This is a genomic window from Schaalia sp. Marseille-Q2122 (genome assembly GCF_903645355.1).
Taxonomy (GTDB): Bacteria; Actinomycetota; Actinomycetes; order Actinomycetales; family Actinomycetaceae; genus Pauljensenia.
Map to the genome: position 1 here is coordinate 226,008 of NZ_CAHJXR010000004.1, position 18,039 is coordinate 244,046.

An 18,039-nucleotide genomic window follows, 5' to 3' on the forward strand; every position below is an offset into this window, starting at 1 on the left:
GTGTGGTGGGGGATGGCAAACGCTGTGTTCTATCAACGTGGTGTTGGTGGGGGTGTTTGCGTGTTTTGGGGCTGGGCATAGAGATTTCAATTTTTGGCGCTGCACTTGTTGTGTGGTGGTGGTGTTGGGGCATGCTGTCGGGTTCACGTTCAACACCTGTGGTGGTGGGCGTTGTGCCTCCATGTGACTGCTTGTGCTGCTGTGTGTGGTGGGGTGGTTGTGTGGTGGGTGGGTTGTTTGTGAACTGTATAGTGGTTGTGAGCATCTTTTGTTTTCTTGTTCTGTGTGATTTTGTTGTTTAGTTTTTGTGGGCATTCGGTGGATGCCTTGGCACCAAGAGCTGATGAAGGACGTTGTGGCCTGCGATATGCCTCGGGGAGTTGGCGAACGAGCGTTTGATCCGAGGATTTCCGAATGGGGGAACCTAGCTGCAGTTGTGTGTGGTTACCATCATCTGAATTCATAGGGTGGTGGGGGGAACGCGGGGAAGTGAAACATCTCAGTACCCGTAGGAGAAGATATTCCGTGAGTAGTGGCGAGCGAAAGCGGAGGAGGCTAAACCTTGTGTGTGTGAGAGCCGGCAGGCGTTGCGCATGGGGTGTTGTGGGGCATGATCGTTTCTCCTCTGCCGGGGAGTGGCATGTGTGTGTGGCGTGAGGTGAATAGTCTGGGATGGCTGACCGTAGTGCGTGAGAGTCGTGTAGCTGTATGCGCCGCATGCTGTGTGGGTTGTGTGCCCGAGTAGCGCCGGACTCGTGAAATCTGGTGTGAATCTGCCAGGACCACCTGGTAAGCCTAAATACTACTTGGTGACCGATAGTGCATAGTACCGTGAGGGAATGGTGAAAAGTACCCCGGGAGGGGAGTGAAATAGTACCTGAAACCGTGTGCCTTTAAGCCGTCAGAGCCTTGTGGGGTGATGGCGTGCCTTTTGAAGAATGAGCCTGCGAGTCAGTGGCACGTGGCGTGCTTAACCCGTGTGGGGTATGCGTAGCGAAAGCGAGTCTGAAAGAGGGCGTTTGTCGCGTGTTCTGGACCCGAAGCGGGGTGATCTACCCATGGCCAGGTTGAAGCAAGGGTAAGACTTTGTGGAGGACCGAACCCACCAGGGTTGAAAACCTGGGGGATGAGCTGTGGGTAGGGGTGAAAGGCCAATCAAACTCCGTGATAGCTGGTTCTCCCCGAAATGCATTTAGGTGCAGCGTTGTGTGCTTCCTGCTGGAGGTAGAGCTACTGGATGGTCGATGGGCCCTGTGGGTTACTGACGTCAGCCAAACTCCGAATGCCAGTAGGTGTGAGCATGGCAGTGAGACAGCGGGGGATAAGCTTCGTTGTCGAGAGGGAAACAGCCCAGATCATCAGCTAAGGCCCCTAAGCGTACGCTAAGTGGGAAAGGATGTGGAATCGCGTTGACAACCAGGAGGTTGGCTTAGAAGCAGCCATCCTTGAAAGAGTGCGTAATAGCTCACTGGTCAAGTGGTTTTGCGCCGACAATGTAGCGGGGCTCAAGCGTACCGCCGAAGCTGTGGCACTCACGCGTTATTCCTAGCGCCGGGAACCGGATGTTGGGGTGTGAGTGGGTAGGGGAGCGTCCTGCACGAGGTGAAGCCTGGGGGTGACCTCTGGTGGATTGTGTGGGAGTGAGAATGCAGGCATGAGTAGCGAATCTAGGGTGAGAATCCCTAGCGCCGATTGACTAAGGGTTCCAGGGCTAGGTTTATCCGCCCTGGGTTAGTCGGGTCCTAAGGCGAGGCCGACAGGCGTAGTCGATGGACAACCAGTTGATATTCTGGTACCGCCTTTCAACCGCCAAAGCTGAATCTCTTGTACTAACCACTTTGCCCAGATACCGCTCTCACCTTCGGGTGTGGGTGGTGGAGGGGCCGTGGGACCTTGAGGGTAGTAGGTTAGCGTGTTAACAGGGGTGACGCAGAGAGGTAGCTGTCGCACACTGGTGGAAATTTGTGTGTCTAAGGTCGTGGCCCGTTTCCTAGGCAAATCCGGGAAACATATAAGGGTGAGAACTGATGGGGCTGCCCGTTTGGGGTGGCTGATGGTGATCCTGTACTGCCAAGAAAAGCCTCGACGTGAGGGTGGAAGGCGCCCGTACCCTAAACCGACTCAGGTGGTCAGGTAGAGTATACCGAGGCGTTCGAGTGAATCATGGTCAAGGAACTCGGCAAAATTCCCCCGTAACTTAGGGAGAAGGGGGACCCCCTGCGGTGCCAGCGCCCTTGGCGTGCTGGGTGCGGTGGGGGGTCGCAGAGAAGAGGGAGAAGCGACTGTTTACTAAAAACACAGGTGCGTGCGAAGTCGCAAGACGATGTATACGCACTGACGCCTGCCCGGTGCTGGAAGGTTAAGAGGAAGACTCAACGCGTCTATTGGCGTGTGAAGGTTTGAATTTAAGCCCCAGTAAACGGCGGTGGTAACTATAACCATCCTAAGGTAGCGAAATTCCTTGTCGGGTAAGTTCCGACCTGCACGAATGGCGTAACGACTTCTCCGCTGTCTCGACCGTGAACTCGGCGAAATTGCACTACGAGTAAAGATGCTCGTTTCGCGCAGAAGGACGGAAAGACCCCGGGACCTTTACTATAGCTTGGTATTGGTGTTCGCTTGTGCTTGTGTAGGATAGGTGGGAGACTGTGAAGCCTGGGCGCCAGCTTGGGTGGAGTCGTCGTTGAAATACCATTCTGGTGCAAGTGTGCATCTAACCTCGGCCCGTGATCCGGGTTGGGGACAGTGCCTGGTGGGTAGTTTAACTGGGGCGGTTGCCTCCTAAAATGTAACGGAGGCGCTCAAAGGTTCCCTCAGCCTGGTTGGTAATCAGGTGGCGAGTGCAAGTGCACAAGGGAGCTTGACTGTGAGACCGACGGGTCGAGCAGGTGCGAAAGCAGGAACTAGTGATCCGGCCATGGCACGTGGGTGCGTGGTCGCTCAACGGATAAAAGGTACCCCGGGGATAACAGGCTGATCTTGCCCAAGAGTCCATATCGACGGCATGGTTTGGCACCTCGATGTCGGCTCGTCGCATCCTGGGGCTGGAGTTGGTCCCAAGGGTTGGGCTGTTCGCCCATTAAAGCGGTACGCGAGCTGGGTTTAGAACGTCGTGAGACAGTTCGGTCCCTATCCTCTGTGCGCGCAGGAAACTTGAGAAGGGCCGTCCCTAGTACGAGAGGACCGGGATGGACGAACCTCTGGTGTGCCAGTTGTACCGCCAGGTGCATGGCTGGTTGGCTACGTTCGGAAAAGATAACCGCTGAAAGCATCTAAGCGGGAAACTTGCTTCAAGATGAGGTTTCCATACACCCCAAAGGGGTGTTGTAGGCCCCCGGCAGACTACCGGGTTGATAGGCCAGAAGTGGACACACCGCAAGGTGCTCTCGAGCTGACTGGTACTAATGGGCCAACACTAAACACACACCGCCAAGCACACCGCTCGGCACACACACGCGCAAGCAAAACACGCTCACAACCACCATACAGGTTCACGACCAACCCACACCCCCCACCAAAACAAAGACCGGGGGGCGAACACAAAACAACACCATAATTGGTCGACCCTTTTGCGGCGGCAATAGCGTGGGGGAAACGCCCGGACCCATCCCGAACCCGGAAGCTAAGCCCCACAGCGCCGATGGTACTGCACCCGAGGGGGTGTGGGAGAGTAGGACACCGCCGCAACACAACCACAAAATGAGGGCCCTCAGGAAGCAACGCTCCCCGAGGGCCCTCAAACACACACCCACAACGAGCCACCACAGAAGACAAACCCACAAGGAACCTTAACCCTAGATGTGGCCCCTGAATGGCGAGCACCATCGCAGACATTGCATGCAGAGAAACACCACATGGTGTTTCTCTGGCTGTTCTTCTGGGCTCATGTGCGTTGAAGCGTGCTTGCACTCAGGGAATGGCCGCTCACGGCAGCCCGTCATGCCCGTGCATGCCAGACAGTCCAGTAGTCGACTTCTTTGATGGGAAAGCCTCCCTGGGAAGAAGCGCCGATTTCATAACAGATCCTGTCAGTGAGCACCGCGAGCTCGTCATCTGAGAGCTCGTGGAGAAGTGAACGACCAGTTCGGGCAAGCAGATCCGATGTGATCTCGGCACAATCGGCATAGACGCGTCGTTCTTCGGTGAATTGCTCAATGCCCTCGACGTTAAAACCAGCCTCCTTTAAAGCCTCTGTGACTGTTTCTTGCTTCGGGCGGCGTCTTCGCTCGACCTCAAGCAGTTCGGGGAATGCCTCGAAGAAATAACCACGGAAGTGTTGGGGTGATGATGGCATGAGGACGTCCTCCATCGTGCGGTCTTGAACGAGGAGTGTGCCACCCGGGCGCAAGATTCGATGCGCCTCGGTGAAAGCGTCAGCGGGAGATGGCAGATGGTGAATAAGTGCTCGTTGCAGGACAAGATCCACTGTATGTTGAGGAAGTCCCGTGTTACAGGCCTCTGCCTGGAGAAAAGAAACGTTGCTGAGCTTGAGGCTCTTTGCTCGCGCCGAGGCATCTTCGACCATTTGCGCTGAAAAGTCGATTCCCTGCACGAAATCGGCACCCATCTGGGCCAGGGCTGTGGAGTAGATACCTCCGCCGCAACCGATGTCCGCGACATACAAGCCCTTAGGGGAGATGATGCTGCATACCTGTGACACCCATGTGTCACTGGCTGTGCGAGTGGCGTAGGTGCCAGCGTTTGTCGAGGAATGAAAGTCTATTGCCATCAGGATGCCCCCTCAATGTTGCTGTGCTGGTATGTCAACGGCAGAAACGATTTTATCTCGATGTCGAGATAAAATCGATTGGGGAGCGATCCCATCCATTGGGACATGCACTCTTTTCCGGAGAGTGCCGCACTCTTAACGCAGTGAGGTGGATGTGGACTCTTTGCCGCGCCTGACAAGGAGGAAATGTGAAAGGATGATCGCCACGAGGCCGACATTTGCTCCCATCAGCACCTGCCATACGAGGATCTCAGCGGCAGCGTTGCCCCCGTGCTCGACGGGAGGAGGCGGTGCCACCAGAAGGATCAACGCTAGTCCTAACGGTAGACACAGGCGTGACAGCAGGCCTTTGACCCCGGGGCTTTGTGCGAATGCTCCTACGACAGCAATTCCTGCAGAGGGGAGCGTGCAGAGTGCTAGGGCTGTCGCGGCGAGTAAGGGGAGCTGGCCAACTGGAGTGAGAGGGCCGTACCACGCAATGGTTGTGGCACTCAGAAAGCCCAGACAAAGAAGGAAACTCTCCAAGTAACGGCGCCACCCCGATTGCTGAGACTGTCGCATCCCCAGCCACGTGGAGGCGGATGCTACGACTGCCCAGAGCCAAGTGCCGCTTGTCAGGTGGTTCAATAGCCACAGGGGTGATGTCGACGCCGTCTCTGTAGGGATGGACTCAATGATTCTTTGTGCTGTGGTCCCAAAGATCGCCCCTCCGGCAATGGACACGCCAATGGTCCAAAGTCTCCTGTAGGGTCCTGGCAAAGTTGTGATGCGCGGCATGTTCCCTAACATAGGGGTTGCCGTTCTCGTGGTGATAAAGGGGCTGTTTTCCTGCTGCTCGTGTCTTTCCTCGTCCTGCGGGATCTGGTGGTATGTGGGAGTGAAGATGGTAGGATCTGAATGAAGAATTAATGACATTCTGCAGTGTTGCAGTGCGCCTGATCTTCATCGATCTTGTCCATCGTCACGAGCATGTGACCGACGAAGGGAGTCCTCATGGCACTGTCTCATTCCGACGAACAGGAAGTGCGTCGAATTACCCAAGTCCCTGACGGTGACCATTGGCGCGACAGCTACTTCGCCACCAAAGTTATGTTCGCCCCCTTCATTGCAGGGCTGGGCGTGATTGCTGGCGTTATCGCCATCATCGGTTACTTCTGGGGCTGACAATCCTCCTGTATTGACGCTGCCGTAGGGAGGAATTTTCTATTCCCCTCTTAAGCTGGGAATATGGACTTTCGTGACTATGTTGCCTTTCTGCCTCTGCAGCGGCGTGTTCGCGCTGAATGTATGCCAACAGGGCAGCGGTGGGTGTGGAATTCGCATGTGATTCACGTTGCTCGTCGGCGGAATGCTCAAGCGCCCATTCGTCTCATCGTCTGTCATGGAGCGGGTGGCTACTCCGACGCGCTCTGGCCGATCTGTGCCCAGATAGATCCGGCAGCCTGCGACCTTTTCCTGCCTGACCTCCCCCTCTACGGGTATAGCACCACAGTCTCTCCGCAGAACGTGCGCTACGAGGACTGGATTGAGTGCCTCCGCGCCTTCATCGAAGAAACTGACGACGGCAGACCCGTCATCCTCTGGGGCTTTAGTATCGGGGGAATGCTCGCCCACGAGGTCGCCTGCCGGTCGCCCCTCGTCAACGAGGTCATCGCCACTTGCCTTGTCGACCCGCGCTCCCTTCGTGCCCGCCTCCATATCGGCCGCTGGGGGATGGGACTGCTAGGAACGCCCTTCCTCGGAGTGGGGAGGCGTTCGCCGCTGTCTAAAATCATGATTCCGATGAAGCTCGTTGCCAATATGGGGCGGATGAGCCGCAAGAAGGCGCTGTCGGTATTGTGTGCGAAGGATCCGCGAGGGGGTGGCGCCGCAATTCCCCTCGGTTTCCTCGCTACCTTCCTCGCATACGCTCACTCTCGTAGGCGGAGTGAGGGGGAGGCGGCTGTGCGCATAACCCTGGCTCACCCTGCGCAGGATGCGTGGACTCCCGCCTCTCTTAGCATCACAACTCTGAGGCGACTGGAGGGCGTGGGGCATATCGTGATGCTGGAAAACTGTGGCCATTTTCCGATAGAAGAACCGGGGCTTACTCAGCTTGTTGAGGCTGTGGAAGAACGCCTCCATGCTGTTGCTGGAGGAGTGAAACCCTCATGATGTCGAAACGTTCCTATAAACAGGGAAACTACGGCGGGTATTTTTGATGCGCGTGACGATAAAAAAGGGAAAAGTCCCATAAAAACGTTTCGAGAACGCTTGCGAGGTGTATCACACGGCATTAGCATGACAGTATGCGCTCATGCAACGGAGCACGCGGCGCTATTACCGTCATCATGCATCAGCAAAGGAGCTGTCATGCCGCAGATACTCAAGAACCTCGGGTTCTCTCCGCTCGCCCTCTTCCAACTCGCCCTCATCACCGTCAATGCCCAGCTCATCTACGCATTCTGGGACATCCGCAACACCCTGCCCAAGGACTTCCCCACGGCAATGGGCGTCACCGACGCGCAAGCAGGGCAGCTCTACGCCATGCAGGGCCTCGTGATCCTCCTGGGCACCATCGCCCTGGGCTGGATCGGTGACCGCTTCTCCATCCGCTCCATCATGCTCATCGCCACCATGGGCGTCGGCGCGATCTCCCTCTTCATTACCCTGAGCTCGCCCAACCTCTCCTTCCCTGTCCTGCTCATCTGCTTCTTCTCCATGCTGCTGCTCTCCGAAGTGCTCTTCAAGCCAGCAAACTTTAAAGCCGTTCGAATCTCCACCACAGAAGAACACCAAGGCGCAGCCTTCGGTTTCTTCGAATTCGGCCGCGGCCTGCTCGCCTTCCTCATCTCCCTGCTGTGGACCGCGATGATCGGCGCCGACGCCTCACCCAAGACCATCATGATGACCGCATCCATTATCGTGCTCGTCACCGGTATCGCCGTCTACTTCGTAGTCCCCAAGGACGCCCGCGTGGGCGATGATGAAGAGGTCACCGTCTCGAGCACCAAGGAAGCCATCAAGGGCGTCGCAGAGGTCGCCAAACTGCCTGTCGTCTGGGTTGCCGGCATTAACGTCTTCTGCATCTACGGCACCTTCGTTGCGGCCGGCACCTACTTCGCCCGCTTCCTCCAAGCCGGCTATGGAACCAGCGCCGTCGCCGCAGCCGCCTTTGCCACCACCGTCATCGCCCTGCGCATGCTGCCACTGGTGTCGACCATTCTCGTTGAAAAGGTCTTCAAGACCGCCACTCGCTTCATGCGTGCCATGGAAGTCGTCCTTGCCATCCTGCTCCTCATCATCGCGGCAATGTTCTTCATGAACCCCGCTTCCGTCTCCGAATTCCCGGCAGGTGACGCACCCGAAGGCATCGTCAGCAGCGGCGTCTTCTGGACACTCATTGTCCTCATGCTCATGGCCTCCGCCGTCACCTTCATGATCCGAGGCGTCTACTACGCGCCCATTGGTGAATTCGGCGTCCCCAAGAAGCAATCCTCCTCGGCAATGTCCTTTGCCATCACCCTGGGATACATTCCCGCGCTCCTCGCACCTCCCACCCTCGGTGCTCTCATCACCCCCGCCGTCAAGGACGCTGACGGTACGGTCATCACCGAAATCCTCACCCCAACGGCAACCCTTGGCACAGCCTTCATCGGCCTGGCTATTCTCGCAGCCATCGCCGCTGTGCTTTCGCATATCCTCGTCAAGATGCACGCCCAGCGCGCTGCCTAAAAGACGCTGGGGTGGGCAGGCAAAGATGCCTGCCCACCCCAGAGCGGAGGTGACCCCACCATGACACACACGTACCCACGCCACGCAAACGCCAGCTGGATGAGTGCCCTCAGCGACAGGACGGCGCTCACCGAACTGGCCATTCCCGGCACACACGACACCATGACCGCTGAGTGTGCCGAACGCTACTACGCCACCCAACACGACTCCCTTGCCGAACAACTCACCTACGGCGTGAGATTCCTCGACATCCGCCTCCGCCGCACCCTCATCGCTGCCCACCGCGAGTGGGTGAGCAACATTTCCGGGCAAGAAATCCTCGATACCGTCGGACAATTCCTTGCCGACAACCCCAGTGAATGCGTCATCATGCGCATCCAAAATGCCAACGAAGCCAAAGACGACTATCCCGAATACGGTGAAGCTATCCGCGGACTCGTCGGCGCAAATCTGGACCTCTTTCACCTCTGGGGCGCCCCCGAAACGCCCTGGCCTGAACTTGGGCAATGTCGTGGGCGAATCCTCGCCCTTGAATGCGCCCCGCCGTCGTACCACTTCAGTGACCGGCATGGCATCATCTGGGCACAAAACTGGCACGACAACGAATACCTCAGCATCCAAGACCTGTGGGACGGGCCAACAATCGAGGACAAAAAGGCCGCCATCACCGAAGCACTGGACCACAACGCTCCCGGTGACGCACTGGTTCTTAACCACATCAGCGCCACGAATGGGCAACTGGGCTACCCCGACGCCTATGCTGAGATCCTCAACCCCTTCACAAGGGCACTCAATGAGCAGATCCGCCACGAGCGCAGCAGTGACGCTCCCCGCAGGCGGGGCAGAGGAGTGCAAATCTACGACTTCAGCACCCCCGAACTGACTGCTGCGGTCATCTCCATCAACGCCTAGGGACACCGACACGGGAACAGGAGGTCAGACGATGACACTCGATTGGGAGGAACTCCTCGAAACAGCCGTCAACGTCGTCACGGAAGCTGCTCGCATCGCACGCGAATCCAGCCAAACATTCGAGGTCTCCACCAAATCCTCACGTAATGACCTCGTGACCACGGTCGACATCGCCATCGAAGGGCTCATTACCTCCCGCCTGCACTCCATCACCGGCTATCCCTGTATGGGCGAAGAAGGGCACAGCGTCGACTCCTTTGACGGACCAGTGTGGGTCATCGACCCCATAGACGGGACGATGAACTACGTCGCCACCCAGCGGGACTACGCGGTATCTGTCGCCCTGTGTGTCGATGGGGCGCCCACTATCGGAGTGGTCTGTGACGTCGCAGCCGACACTATGTACACCGCAATCGCAGGCCAGGGAGCATGGCGCAACGGGGAGCCCCTCGGGCCGGTGCCCGAGAACACGTCCTACCGTGAAGGAATCCTCATTGCCGACGTGAAGGAGCTTGACGCGCTGCCACGTCTCGCGCAGCTCGTCCGGGAATCACGAGGCCACCGCCGCTACGGCTCGGCAGCCCTTGAGTGTGTGGAGGTCGCCCGCCGCCAAGCCGCAGCTTTCGTCCACCTGTGGGTATCCCCCTGGGATATCGCCGCAGCCCAGGTGATTTGTCAAGAGGTAGGTGTGCGCGTGACGAGGTTGGATGGAACGCCGTTAGATGTGCGCTACAAGGGTTCGATCCTGGCAGCGTGGCCCCAGGCGCACGCAGAAGTCCTCCAACGACTCTGCATCGACCCCACCTAGGACTGCGAGCGTACGAGAAAACGGTCGCCGGTTCTGCGGTGCTGGGAGCTTCAGGCGCCGCAGAACCGGCGGATATACTGAAAATTGTCCGAGGAAGGCATCTCATCACTAAGGGAGGACTCATGAGCCACACCAGGGTCACCCTCCGTGACATTGCAGAGGCAGTAGGTACCTCCATTAGCACTGTCTCCCTGGCCCTGCGTGATGACGCACGTGTCAGCGACAAACTTCGCCACTCCATCCAAGCAACAGCCCAAGAGCTTGGATACAAAGTGGACCTTCTGGGCTCGATGATGCGCTCCAATACCCCCCATGTGCTTGGTGTCGTCGGCAGATTTGACCAGGAGCTTCACACTCACTACATCCGCATCCTCGGCGAAGCGGCTCGCGAACGCGGCTACTACGTTATTGCGGAAAATGCGGCTGCCTACGACCACATGACTGATGCCCTCAAAACCCTTGCGCAATTTCGAATTACCACCACTATTGCCATCAACCCCTCGCATGAGGATCACATGGACACCCTGCGCAATGGGCCCACCGTCGTCATCGGTCAAGAAAGGGTTTTTCCTGGCGCAGACCTCATGACGAGCCGGAACACCTCAGGCGCCGAGGAACTGGCCGCTCACCTCTACGCACTGGGCCACCGCTCAGTTGCTTACTTCGACGGAGCTTCAGGCGTGTCTGCGCAGACACGCAAGCAGGCCCTCGAACGTGCCTTCTCCGGCTACAACATCCGATTCGATGTGTTCCCTGCTGGTGCGACCATGGATGATGGCTTCACGGCGGCCTCTCATCTGATGGCCGATCAATGGGCTCAGTATCGCCACGCTCACCAGGAGTCCACACGCGGACGCCTCGGCGAATACTCGGCGATCGTGGGATACAACGATCAGTGCGTTCAAGGCATTGCCGTTGCCCTCATGGGAGCGGGGCTGCGCATCCCGGCAGATGTGTCGCTGGCGGGCTTTGACAACTCTCAGGTGGCACAGTCCTCAACCTTCAACCTCACCAGTGTGGACAGGGGGGTAGAAGAAATTGCAGCCCTCGCCCTCGACCGCGCTATTGAACGCATCAGCACCCCTGAGCTTGAGGCCGTCACCGTCGGTGTCGACTCCCACCTGGTCATCCGCAGTTCAACCGCTCGGGCCTATTACCTCAACACGCCTGCCCCTACTTCCGCTACCGGTGGTGCCGGCACAAATAGAAACCTGTGAAGGCGCAGCTAAAAGCCGTCAGCGTGTGCAGATCCACACCCTGACATCGCCGCCGCCCCTCCTCTTGAAGAACACAGCCGCGTATGATTGAAGGCAGTGTGAATGGCGTCCCCTCTGAGAGGCAACGCCCCTGAGATGTCACGAATGCCTCAGCATTCTGAGAATGGCCGAAAATGACGGCCCGTGACATCCGATGAAGACAATCGTGATAGTCCACGTCCCGACAGGGACCACGAGACGATACTGAAAAACAATCGCCACAACGGCAGAAATAGAGGAACACCATGGCAGACGATTACCGAGGACGATCCGACAACTCTCATGGTGGCTCTCACCGTCAGTGGCGCGACTCCGGCGACCGCTCATGGCGAGGCGAAGAGCGCCCCCGCCGATCTTTTGGTGATCGTGATGAGCGTCGTGGTGGCTTCGACCGGGATGATCGTGGTCCGCGTCGTTCTTTTGCTGATCGTGATGAGCGTCGTGGTGGCTTTGATCGTGATGATCGTGGTCCGCGTCGTTCTTTTGGTGATCGCGATGAGCGTCGCGGTGGCTTTGATCGTGGCGACCGTGGTCCGCGTCGTTCCTTTGGTGATCGCGATGAGCGTCGCGGTGGTTTCACCCGTGATGATCGAGGTGAGCGTCGTTTCGATGGTCGTGATGAGCGTCGTGGTGGCTTTACTCGTGATGATCGAGGGGATCGTCGTGGTGGCTTCGGTCGTGAAGATCGTCGCGGTGGTTTCACCCGTGATGATCGAGGTGAGCGTCGTTTCGATGGCCGTGATGATCGTCGTGGTGGCTTTACTCGTGATGATCGAGGGGATCGCCGTGGCAACTTCGGTCGTGACGACCGCCGTGGCGGTGGTTTCACCCGTGACGATCGCGGTCCTCGCCGTTCCTTCGGCGATCGCGATGATCGCCGCAGTGGTGGTTTCGCCCGCGATGACCGCCGTGGCGGCTTTGGCCGCGACGAGCGTCGCGGCGGCGGATTTAACCGTGATGATCGCCGGGGTGGTTTTGGCCGCGATGATCGCCGTGGTGGCGGTTTTGGTCGCGACCAGCAGCGCGGCAGTGAATACCGCTCCACCGACGAATACATTTCCCCCACGGGCGATGAACCTACGATTCCTGCAGGTGTCTCCGCTGAAGAACTCGACGCCATGGCACTGCGCTCCCTGAGCACCCTGTCAGGCGTCAACCGCGACATCGTCGCCCGCCACCTCGTGATGGCTGGCCAGCTCATCGATCTTGACCCCGAGCAGGCCTACGCCCACGCTCAGGCCGCAGCCAAGCGCGCTGGACGCGTTGACGTCGTCCGCGAAGCCGCTGCCCTGACCGCCTACGCCTCCGGCCGCTACGAAGAAGCCCTGCGCGAGGTCCGCGCCGTGCGCCGCATGCGTGGAGATAACTCCCTGCGCGCCGTCGAAGCCGACGCCGAACGCGGCATGGGCCGCCCCGAAAAAGCCATCCAGATCATTGACGAGACCGAAACCAAGGGCATGGAGCTGTCCGAGCAGGTTGAACTCGTCCTCGTCTCCTCCGGGGCACGCGCCGACCTCGGGCAAAATGAGGTTGGCCTGCTCATCGTCGATGAAGCCCTGGCTGCACTACCGGAAGACACCGACCCCGCGCTGGTCATGCGTCTGATGTCCGTCAAGGCTGATCGGCTCCGCGAAATCGGCCGCGACGAAGAAGCCGACCAGGTCGAAGCCGAGATGCCTGAGGTCGTGGAGGACCCTGAGATCCTTGACCTCTCCCTCTACGCCGATGCTGACGTCGACAAGAAGACCTCACCCCTGCGCGGCACCGAAGAAGCCCTGTGCGCCACCTACGATGTGGCCCTGCTTGACCTCGACGGCACCGCCTACCAGGGCAAGGAACCAATCGAACACGCCGCTCAGGCCACGAATGAGGCACAGGACGCTGGCATGCTCGTCGCCTACGTGACGAACAACGCCATGCGTACCCCCGCTGCCATTGCCGAACACCTCCGCGAACTCGGATTCGACGCAGCCCCCGAGGCCGTCATGACCTCCTCCATGGATGTCACCGCCCTCATGGCCGAAGAAATCGAAGACGGCTCCAAGGTGCTCGTTATCGGCGCTCAAGGGCTGCGCGAACCCATCGAAGCCGCTGGTTACACCGTTGTTGAATCCGCCGACGATGAGCCCGCAGCCGTCGTCCAGGGCCTGGACAAGTCCCTCGACTGGGCCACCCTGTCCGAAGCGGCCTTCGCCATCCAGCGAGGCGCAAAGTTCTTCGCCACGAACCTCGACTCGACCCTGCCTGTTGAACGAGGCTTCGCCCTGGGCAACGGTGCGCTTGTGCGCGCCGTCCAGCACGCCACCGGCGTGCGCCCCACCGCCGCAGGTAAGCCTGAGGCAGGCATCTACCATCGCGGCGCCGCCCTCGTTGGTGGGACGAACCCGCTGGCGGTGGGCGACCGCCTGAATACTGACATTGCAGGTGCTGTGACAGCAGGTATTCCTTCGCTGCACGTTCTGACCGGCGTGTCCTCCGCCCGTGACGTCATCTGCGCTCAACGAGGCCAACGCCCCACCTACCTGGCGCTCGACATGCGCGGACTCAACGAATCCCACCCGCGTCCCAAGCACCACCGCGACGGCACCTGGACCTGCGGTGTTTCCCAGGTGGCGAAGGTCCTGCGTGATGGCACCCTGACCGTTGATGGCGTGGCCCTGACCAGTGAAGTCACCGTCACTCTCGACACCTACCGCGCTCTGGCCGCAGCCGCATGGGAATACGCCATGGAGCAGCGTGCCGACGTCACCTGCCCCGAGATCACCGTCGTTGACAACGACGATCCCGCCGGAATGGTCGTCGCTCCCGAAGAACCCGAGGTTGATGAGACCATGCTTGAGGCTGAGGCTGAGGCTGAGGCTGAGGCTGATGACGCCGATGGTTTTGGCGACGCCGACATGGAACTGGGCGCCCACGCTGACGGCCTCGATGATGCTCCGGAAGAAACCTTGACCTTCCTCCCCGGCGAAGAGGAACTCGAGGAACTCCTGGGCGACATCTCCGACATGGACGACATCGTTGAGGACAACTAATGACTGACCCCACGTCCGTGGGCACACACGCCGTCCCCTCTCCAGTAGAGGGGGCGGCGTCCCTCGTCCCCGACATCGCCGCACAGCTGGCCGACATTGAGGACCTTGACCTCGATACGCAAATCACCCTACTCGGGCGGGCAGACGCGCAACTGCGTTCGGCACTGGAGGCAACGAGGCAACGCCCATGAAACTTCGACGCATCGACTCTGAGCTCGTTCGGCGAGGCCTTGCGCGCTCCCGCACGCACGCTCAAGAACTCATCGAAGCAGGGCGCGTCGCCCTCGACGGACAGGTCGTCACCAAACCCGCGCGCCAAATGGACCCTGCCCAAGCCATCGTCATCAGCGAAGAAACCGGTGAAGAATACGTCTCCCGCGGAGCCTTCAAACTCGCCGGCGCCCTCGACGCCCTCGGCGAGAGAGCCCCAATAGTCGAGGGACGCCGCTGCCTTGACGCAGGTGCCTCCACCGGAGGATTCACCGACGTTCTCCTGCGCCGCGGCGCCGCCCACGTCGTCGCCGCCGATGTCGGCTACGGTCAACTCGCCTGGAAACTCCAACAGGACGAAAGGGTCGAAGTTCGCGACCGCACCAATGTGCGCACCCTCGCAGCCGGAGACGTTGACCCCGCCCCAGGCCTCGTCGTCTCCGACCTCTCCTTCATCTCCCTCACCCTCGTCCTGCCAGCCCTCGTAGCCGTGGCCGCGCCCGACGCTGACTTCCTGCTCATGGTGAAACCCCAATTCGAGATCGGCAAGGAACGCCTAGGACACGGGGGAGTGGTGCGCAACCCCGACCACCACGTCGAAACCGTCGAAACGGTCGCCCGCGCCGCCCAAGCACTCGGGCTTGAAATCCGCGATGTTGAAGCCTCGCCCCTCCCAGGGCCCTCAGGCAACGTAGAGTATTTCCTATCAATGCACGCCACCGGCAACGGCGACCTGCGCAGCGAGGCCGACGACCTCCACAACAGGATCGTTGACGCCGTCCGACGTGGACCAGCCGGACAGGGGAAGAAGAAAGGCATAAAGTGACTCAACGGGTCATGGTGGTACGTCACGTCCACCGTCCAGATGCCATCGCCGCAGCTGAAGTAGCGCGCCGTGAACTCGAAACACACGGCATTGAGGTCGTCCCCGAACACTGCACCGACTGCGAGGTCGACCTCGTCCTTGCCCTCGGCGGTGACGGCACGATCCTCGCAGCAGCCGACCTCGCACGCACCCACGACGTCCCCCTCCTCGGCGTCAATATGGGACACATGGGCTTCCTCGCCGAAGTATCTGGCGAAGGCATCCCCAAGGTCATCGAACAGCTTGCCCGCAATGACTACCGCGTCGACACGCGCATCACCCTCGACGTCACCGTCCGCTTCCCTGACGGCAGTGAAATCACCGACTGGGCCCTCAACGAAGCCGTGCTCATGCACACCAACGTGGCCCACCCCGTCCAACTCGCCCTCGTCGTTGACGGTCAGGACGTCTCCACCTACGGCGCGGACGGCATCATCCTCGCCACCCCCACAGGATCCACCGCCTACTCTTTCTCCGCAGGAGGTCCCGTGGTCTGGCCCGACACCGAAGCGATCGTCATCTCACCCCTCGCGGCTCACGGTCTCTTCACGCGCCCCCTCGTGGTCGGCCCCTCCTCAGCGGTGGAAGTCGTCGTCCTCGAGCACGACTGGTCCGCGCCCGAAATGTGGTGCGACGGCCTACGCCAAACCATCGCACCCGTGGGGACAAGCATTATCGCCCGCGTGGGACAACGCCCCGTGCGCCTCGTACGCCTCGACGACACGCCCTTCTCCACCCGTCTGGTCCACAAATTCCACCTACCCGTGCGCGGGTGGAGGCAACGTAAAGAGCAGCATGATCGACATGGCACCACCGAGGCAGCCCAATGATCCACTCGATCGCCATCGCCTCCCTGGGCGTCATTGAAGCCACCGACGTTGAGTTTGGACCCGGACTGACCGTCCTCACCGGCGAAACCGGCGCCGGTAAAACGATGGTCCTCACCTCCGTCAACCTCTTGCTCGGACGACGCGCTGACCCTGGCCTTGTGCGCGCTGGTCACAGTGCCGCCACTGTTGACGGCATCTTCAGTCTCACCCCTGCCCTCGCCAATCGGGCTGAGGAATTGGGCGCCCACATGGACGATGAAGAAATCATCGTGTCGCGTACCGTGGCCGCCCAGGGCCGATCCCGCGCCCACCTGGGAGGCCGCCCCGTCCCCGCAGCAGTATTGGCCGAAATTGCCGACGAGCTCGTCACCATTCACGGTCAAGCCGACCAGCTGGAATTGCGCGCAGCCAACGCCCAACGCGACACCCTTGACGCCCACGGCGGAGCGGCACACGCAGCCCTCCTCGCCTCCTACACCCAAGCCTGGGCCCGTGCCGTCGCCGCCAAACGTGCCTTCGATGAAGCGCTGAACTCCCACGAGGATCGCAGCGCCGAGATTGAGAGCCTACGCGGAGCGATCACCGCCATTGCTGAACTCAACGTCCAAGCAGGCGAGGAAGACGACCTGCGCGCCGAAACTGAGCGCCTCACAAACATTGAGGACCTACGCCAATATATTGGAAAGGCTCAGGCCATCCTCGCAGCGGGCGAGAGCTCCTCAAGCGCGCTTGACCTCGTCCGCCACTCCCTCGAGGAACTCCGCCACGCCACCCGCTTCGACCCCAGCCTCGAGGCCACCTACGAGCGCCTTAATAGTCTGTGCTTGGAACTCGACGCTTTCGCCGATGACCTTGCCCACTACCTGCGAGGTCTCGAAGCCGACCCTGCGCGTTTGGCGGCCCTCCACGACCGTCGGGCCGCCCTGCGCGAGCTTTTGCGCGGCCGTGCCAGCGACACCACCGAACTGCTCGAATGGTATGAGAAGGCCCAGCAACGCCTCGACCTTCTCGAAAACTCCCGGCACACGCCTGAGGAATGTCAACGGGCCCTCGAAGAAGCCAAAGAAGAGGTCGTGCGCATCGGCGCTGAGCTCACTGCGGCCCGCCAACACTACGCTACGAGCCTCTGCGACGCCGTCACCACGGAATTGCACGCCCTGGCCATGCCCAATGCGCGTTTCATTATCGAACTCACTCCACGCAAACCTGGCCCCCACGGCTGCGAGGACGTCACCTTCCTCCTCCAAGCCCACCCCTCCATGCAAGCCCGGCCTCTGGGGCAAGGCGCATCGGGCGGTGAACTCTCACGCATTATGCTCGCCCTGGAGGTTGTCCTGGGACAGGGAAGCACCTCCCCGACCTATATCTTCGACGAGGTTGATGCCGGTATCGGCGGACGCACCGCCACCGAAGTTGGCCGCCGCCTCGCCAAACTCGCCCGCCACAAGCAGGTCATAGTCGTCACCCACCTGCCTCAAGTAGCAGCCTTCGCTGCCCAACACCTCGTGGTCAATAAAGATGGAGCGAGCACAACCGTCCGCGCCGTTGACGGGGAAGACCGCATTGAGGAATTAGCGCGCATGATGGGCGCCGACGAGGCCTCCGACGTGGCGCGCCGACACGCCCAAGAGCTCCTTAACAGCGCGAGCATGGAAGAATCAAGACTGTGAATCCCACCGACCG

The 18,039-nt window shown here is 60.0% G+C and carries 14 protein-coding genes and 2 rRNA genes; 14 read left to right on the forward strand and 2 right to left on the reverse strand.

All coding sequences use genetic code 11. The annotated features are described in order from the left end of the window. Positions 1 to 295 precede the first annotated feature (295 nt). Together HWX48_RS05345 and rrf are read left to right on the forward strand one after the other, a co-directional pair. Positions 296 to 3,424, forward strand: a 23S ribosomal RNA gene (locus HWX48_RS05345). A 146-nt stretch (positions 3,425 to 3,570) separates the two neighbouring features. Continuing rightward, a 5S ribosomal RNA gene (gene rrf, locus HWX48_RS05350) occupies positions 3,571 to 3,687 on the forward strand. Between the two features lie 250 nt (positions 3,688 to 3,937). On the opposite strand, the gene HWX48_RS05355 is transcribed toward rrf, so the two are convergent. Next, a complete protein-coding gene (locus HWX48_RS05355) occupies positions 3,938 to 4,729 on the reverse strand; it encodes a class I SAM-dependent methyltransferase (protein ID WP_217701594.1) in 792 nt (263 codons plus the stop codon). 135 nt (positions 4,730 to 4,864) lie between these two features. After that, positions 4,865 to 5,026, reverse strand: coding sequence for a hypothetical protein (locus HWX48_RS05360; RefSeq protein ID WP_175955345.1), 162 nt, complete (start codon positions 5,024 to 5,026; stop codon positions 4,865 to 4,867). Between the two features lie 696 nt (positions 5,027 to 5,722). Between HWX48_RS05360 and HWX48_RS05365 the strand changes: the two genes are divergently transcribed. The 12 genes from HWX48_RS05365 to recN all read left to right on the forward strand — a co-directional run bounded on the left by HWX48_RS05365 (position 5,723) and on the right by recN (position 18,026). Further along, entirely contained in the window at positions 5,723 to 5,893 is a 171-nt protein-coding gene (locus tag HWX48_RS05365) for a hypothetical protein (protein WP_175955346.1), read from the forward strand. A gap of 159 nt (positions 5,894 to 6,052) precedes the next feature. Then, the gene (locus tag HWX48_RS05370) at positions 6,053 to 6,883 is read left to right on the forward strand and encodes an alpha/beta hydrolase (protein ID WP_175955349.1); all 831 of its coding nucleotides are present in this window, start codon (positions 6,053 to 6,055) and stop codon (positions 6,881 to 6,883) included. A 198-nt stretch (positions 6,884 to 7,081) separates the two neighbouring features. Further along, complete coding sequence (locus HWX48_RS05375) at positions 7,082 to 8,443, forward strand: MFS transporter (protein ID WP_175955351.1); 1,362 nt, start codon at positions 7,082 to 7,084, stop codon at positions 8,441 to 8,443. Positions 8,444 to 8,503: 60 nt separating this feature from the next. Beyond that, a complete protein-coding gene (locus tag HWX48_RS05380) occupies positions 8,504 to 9,355 on the forward strand; it encodes a phosphatidylinositol-specific phospholipase C domain-containing protein (RefSeq protein WP_175955353.1) in 852 nt (283 codons plus the stop codon). 31 nt (positions 9,356 to 9,386) lie between these two features. Beyond that, positions 9,387 to 10,163 (forward strand): inositol monophosphatase family protein, encoded by a 777-nt coding sequence (locus HWX48_RS05385; RefSeq protein ID WP_175955355.1) that lies wholly within the window; start codon positions 9,387 to 9,389, stop codon positions 10,161 to 10,163. A 122-nt stretch (positions 10,164 to 10,285) separates the two neighbouring features. Next, positions 10,286 to 11,380: a LacI family DNA-binding transcriptional regulator gene (locus HWX48_RS05390; protein WP_175955357.1), complete on the forward strand. Its 1,095-nt coding sequence runs from the start codon at positions 10,286 to 10,288 to the stop codon at positions 11,378 to 11,380. 183 nt (positions 11,381 to 11,563) lie between these two features. After that, positions 11,564 to 12,556 carry a hypothetical protein gene (locus tag HWX48_RS05395; RefSeq protein WP_175955360.1) on the forward strand — a complete coding sequence of 331 codons (993 nt, stop codon included), beginning with the start codon at positions 11,564 to 11,566 and terminating at the stop codon, positions 12,554 to 12,556. Next, positions 12,538 to 14,451, forward strand: coding sequence for an HAD-IIA family hydrolase (locus tag HWX48_RS05400; protein WP_254872975.1), 1,914 nt, complete (start codon positions 12,538 to 12,540; stop codon positions 14,449 to 14,451). Before HWX48_RS05395 ends, HWX48_RS05400 begins: the two co-directional genes overlap by 19 nt. After that, entirely contained in the window at positions 14,451 to 14,642 is a 192-nt protein-coding gene (locus tag HWX48_RS05405; RefSeq protein ID WP_175955362.1) for a hypothetical protein, read from the forward strand. The genes HWX48_RS05400 and HWX48_RS05405 overlap by 1 nt, the downstream gene beginning before the upstream one ends. Beyond that, a complete protein-coding gene (locus HWX48_RS05410; protein ID WP_175955364.1) occupies positions 14,639 to 15,487 on the forward strand; it encodes a TlyA family RNA methyltransferase in 849 nt (282 codons plus the stop codon). Before HWX48_RS05405 ends, HWX48_RS05410 begins: the two co-directional genes overlap by 4 nt. Before the next feature lie 11 nt (positions 15,488 to 15,498). Next, positions 15,499 to 16,356: an NAD kinase gene (locus tag HWX48_RS05415; RefSeq protein WP_254872991.1), complete on the forward strand. Its 858-nt coding sequence runs from the start codon at positions 15,499 to 15,501 to the stop codon at positions 16,354 to 16,356. Then, a complete protein-coding gene (recN, locus tag HWX48_RS05420; protein ID WP_175955368.1) occupies positions 16,353 to 18,026 on the forward strand; it encodes a DNA repair protein RecN in 1,674 nt (557 codons plus the stop codon). The genes HWX48_RS05415 and recN overlap by 4 nt, the downstream gene beginning before the upstream one ends. Positions 18,027 to 18,039: the final 13 nt, after the last annotated feature.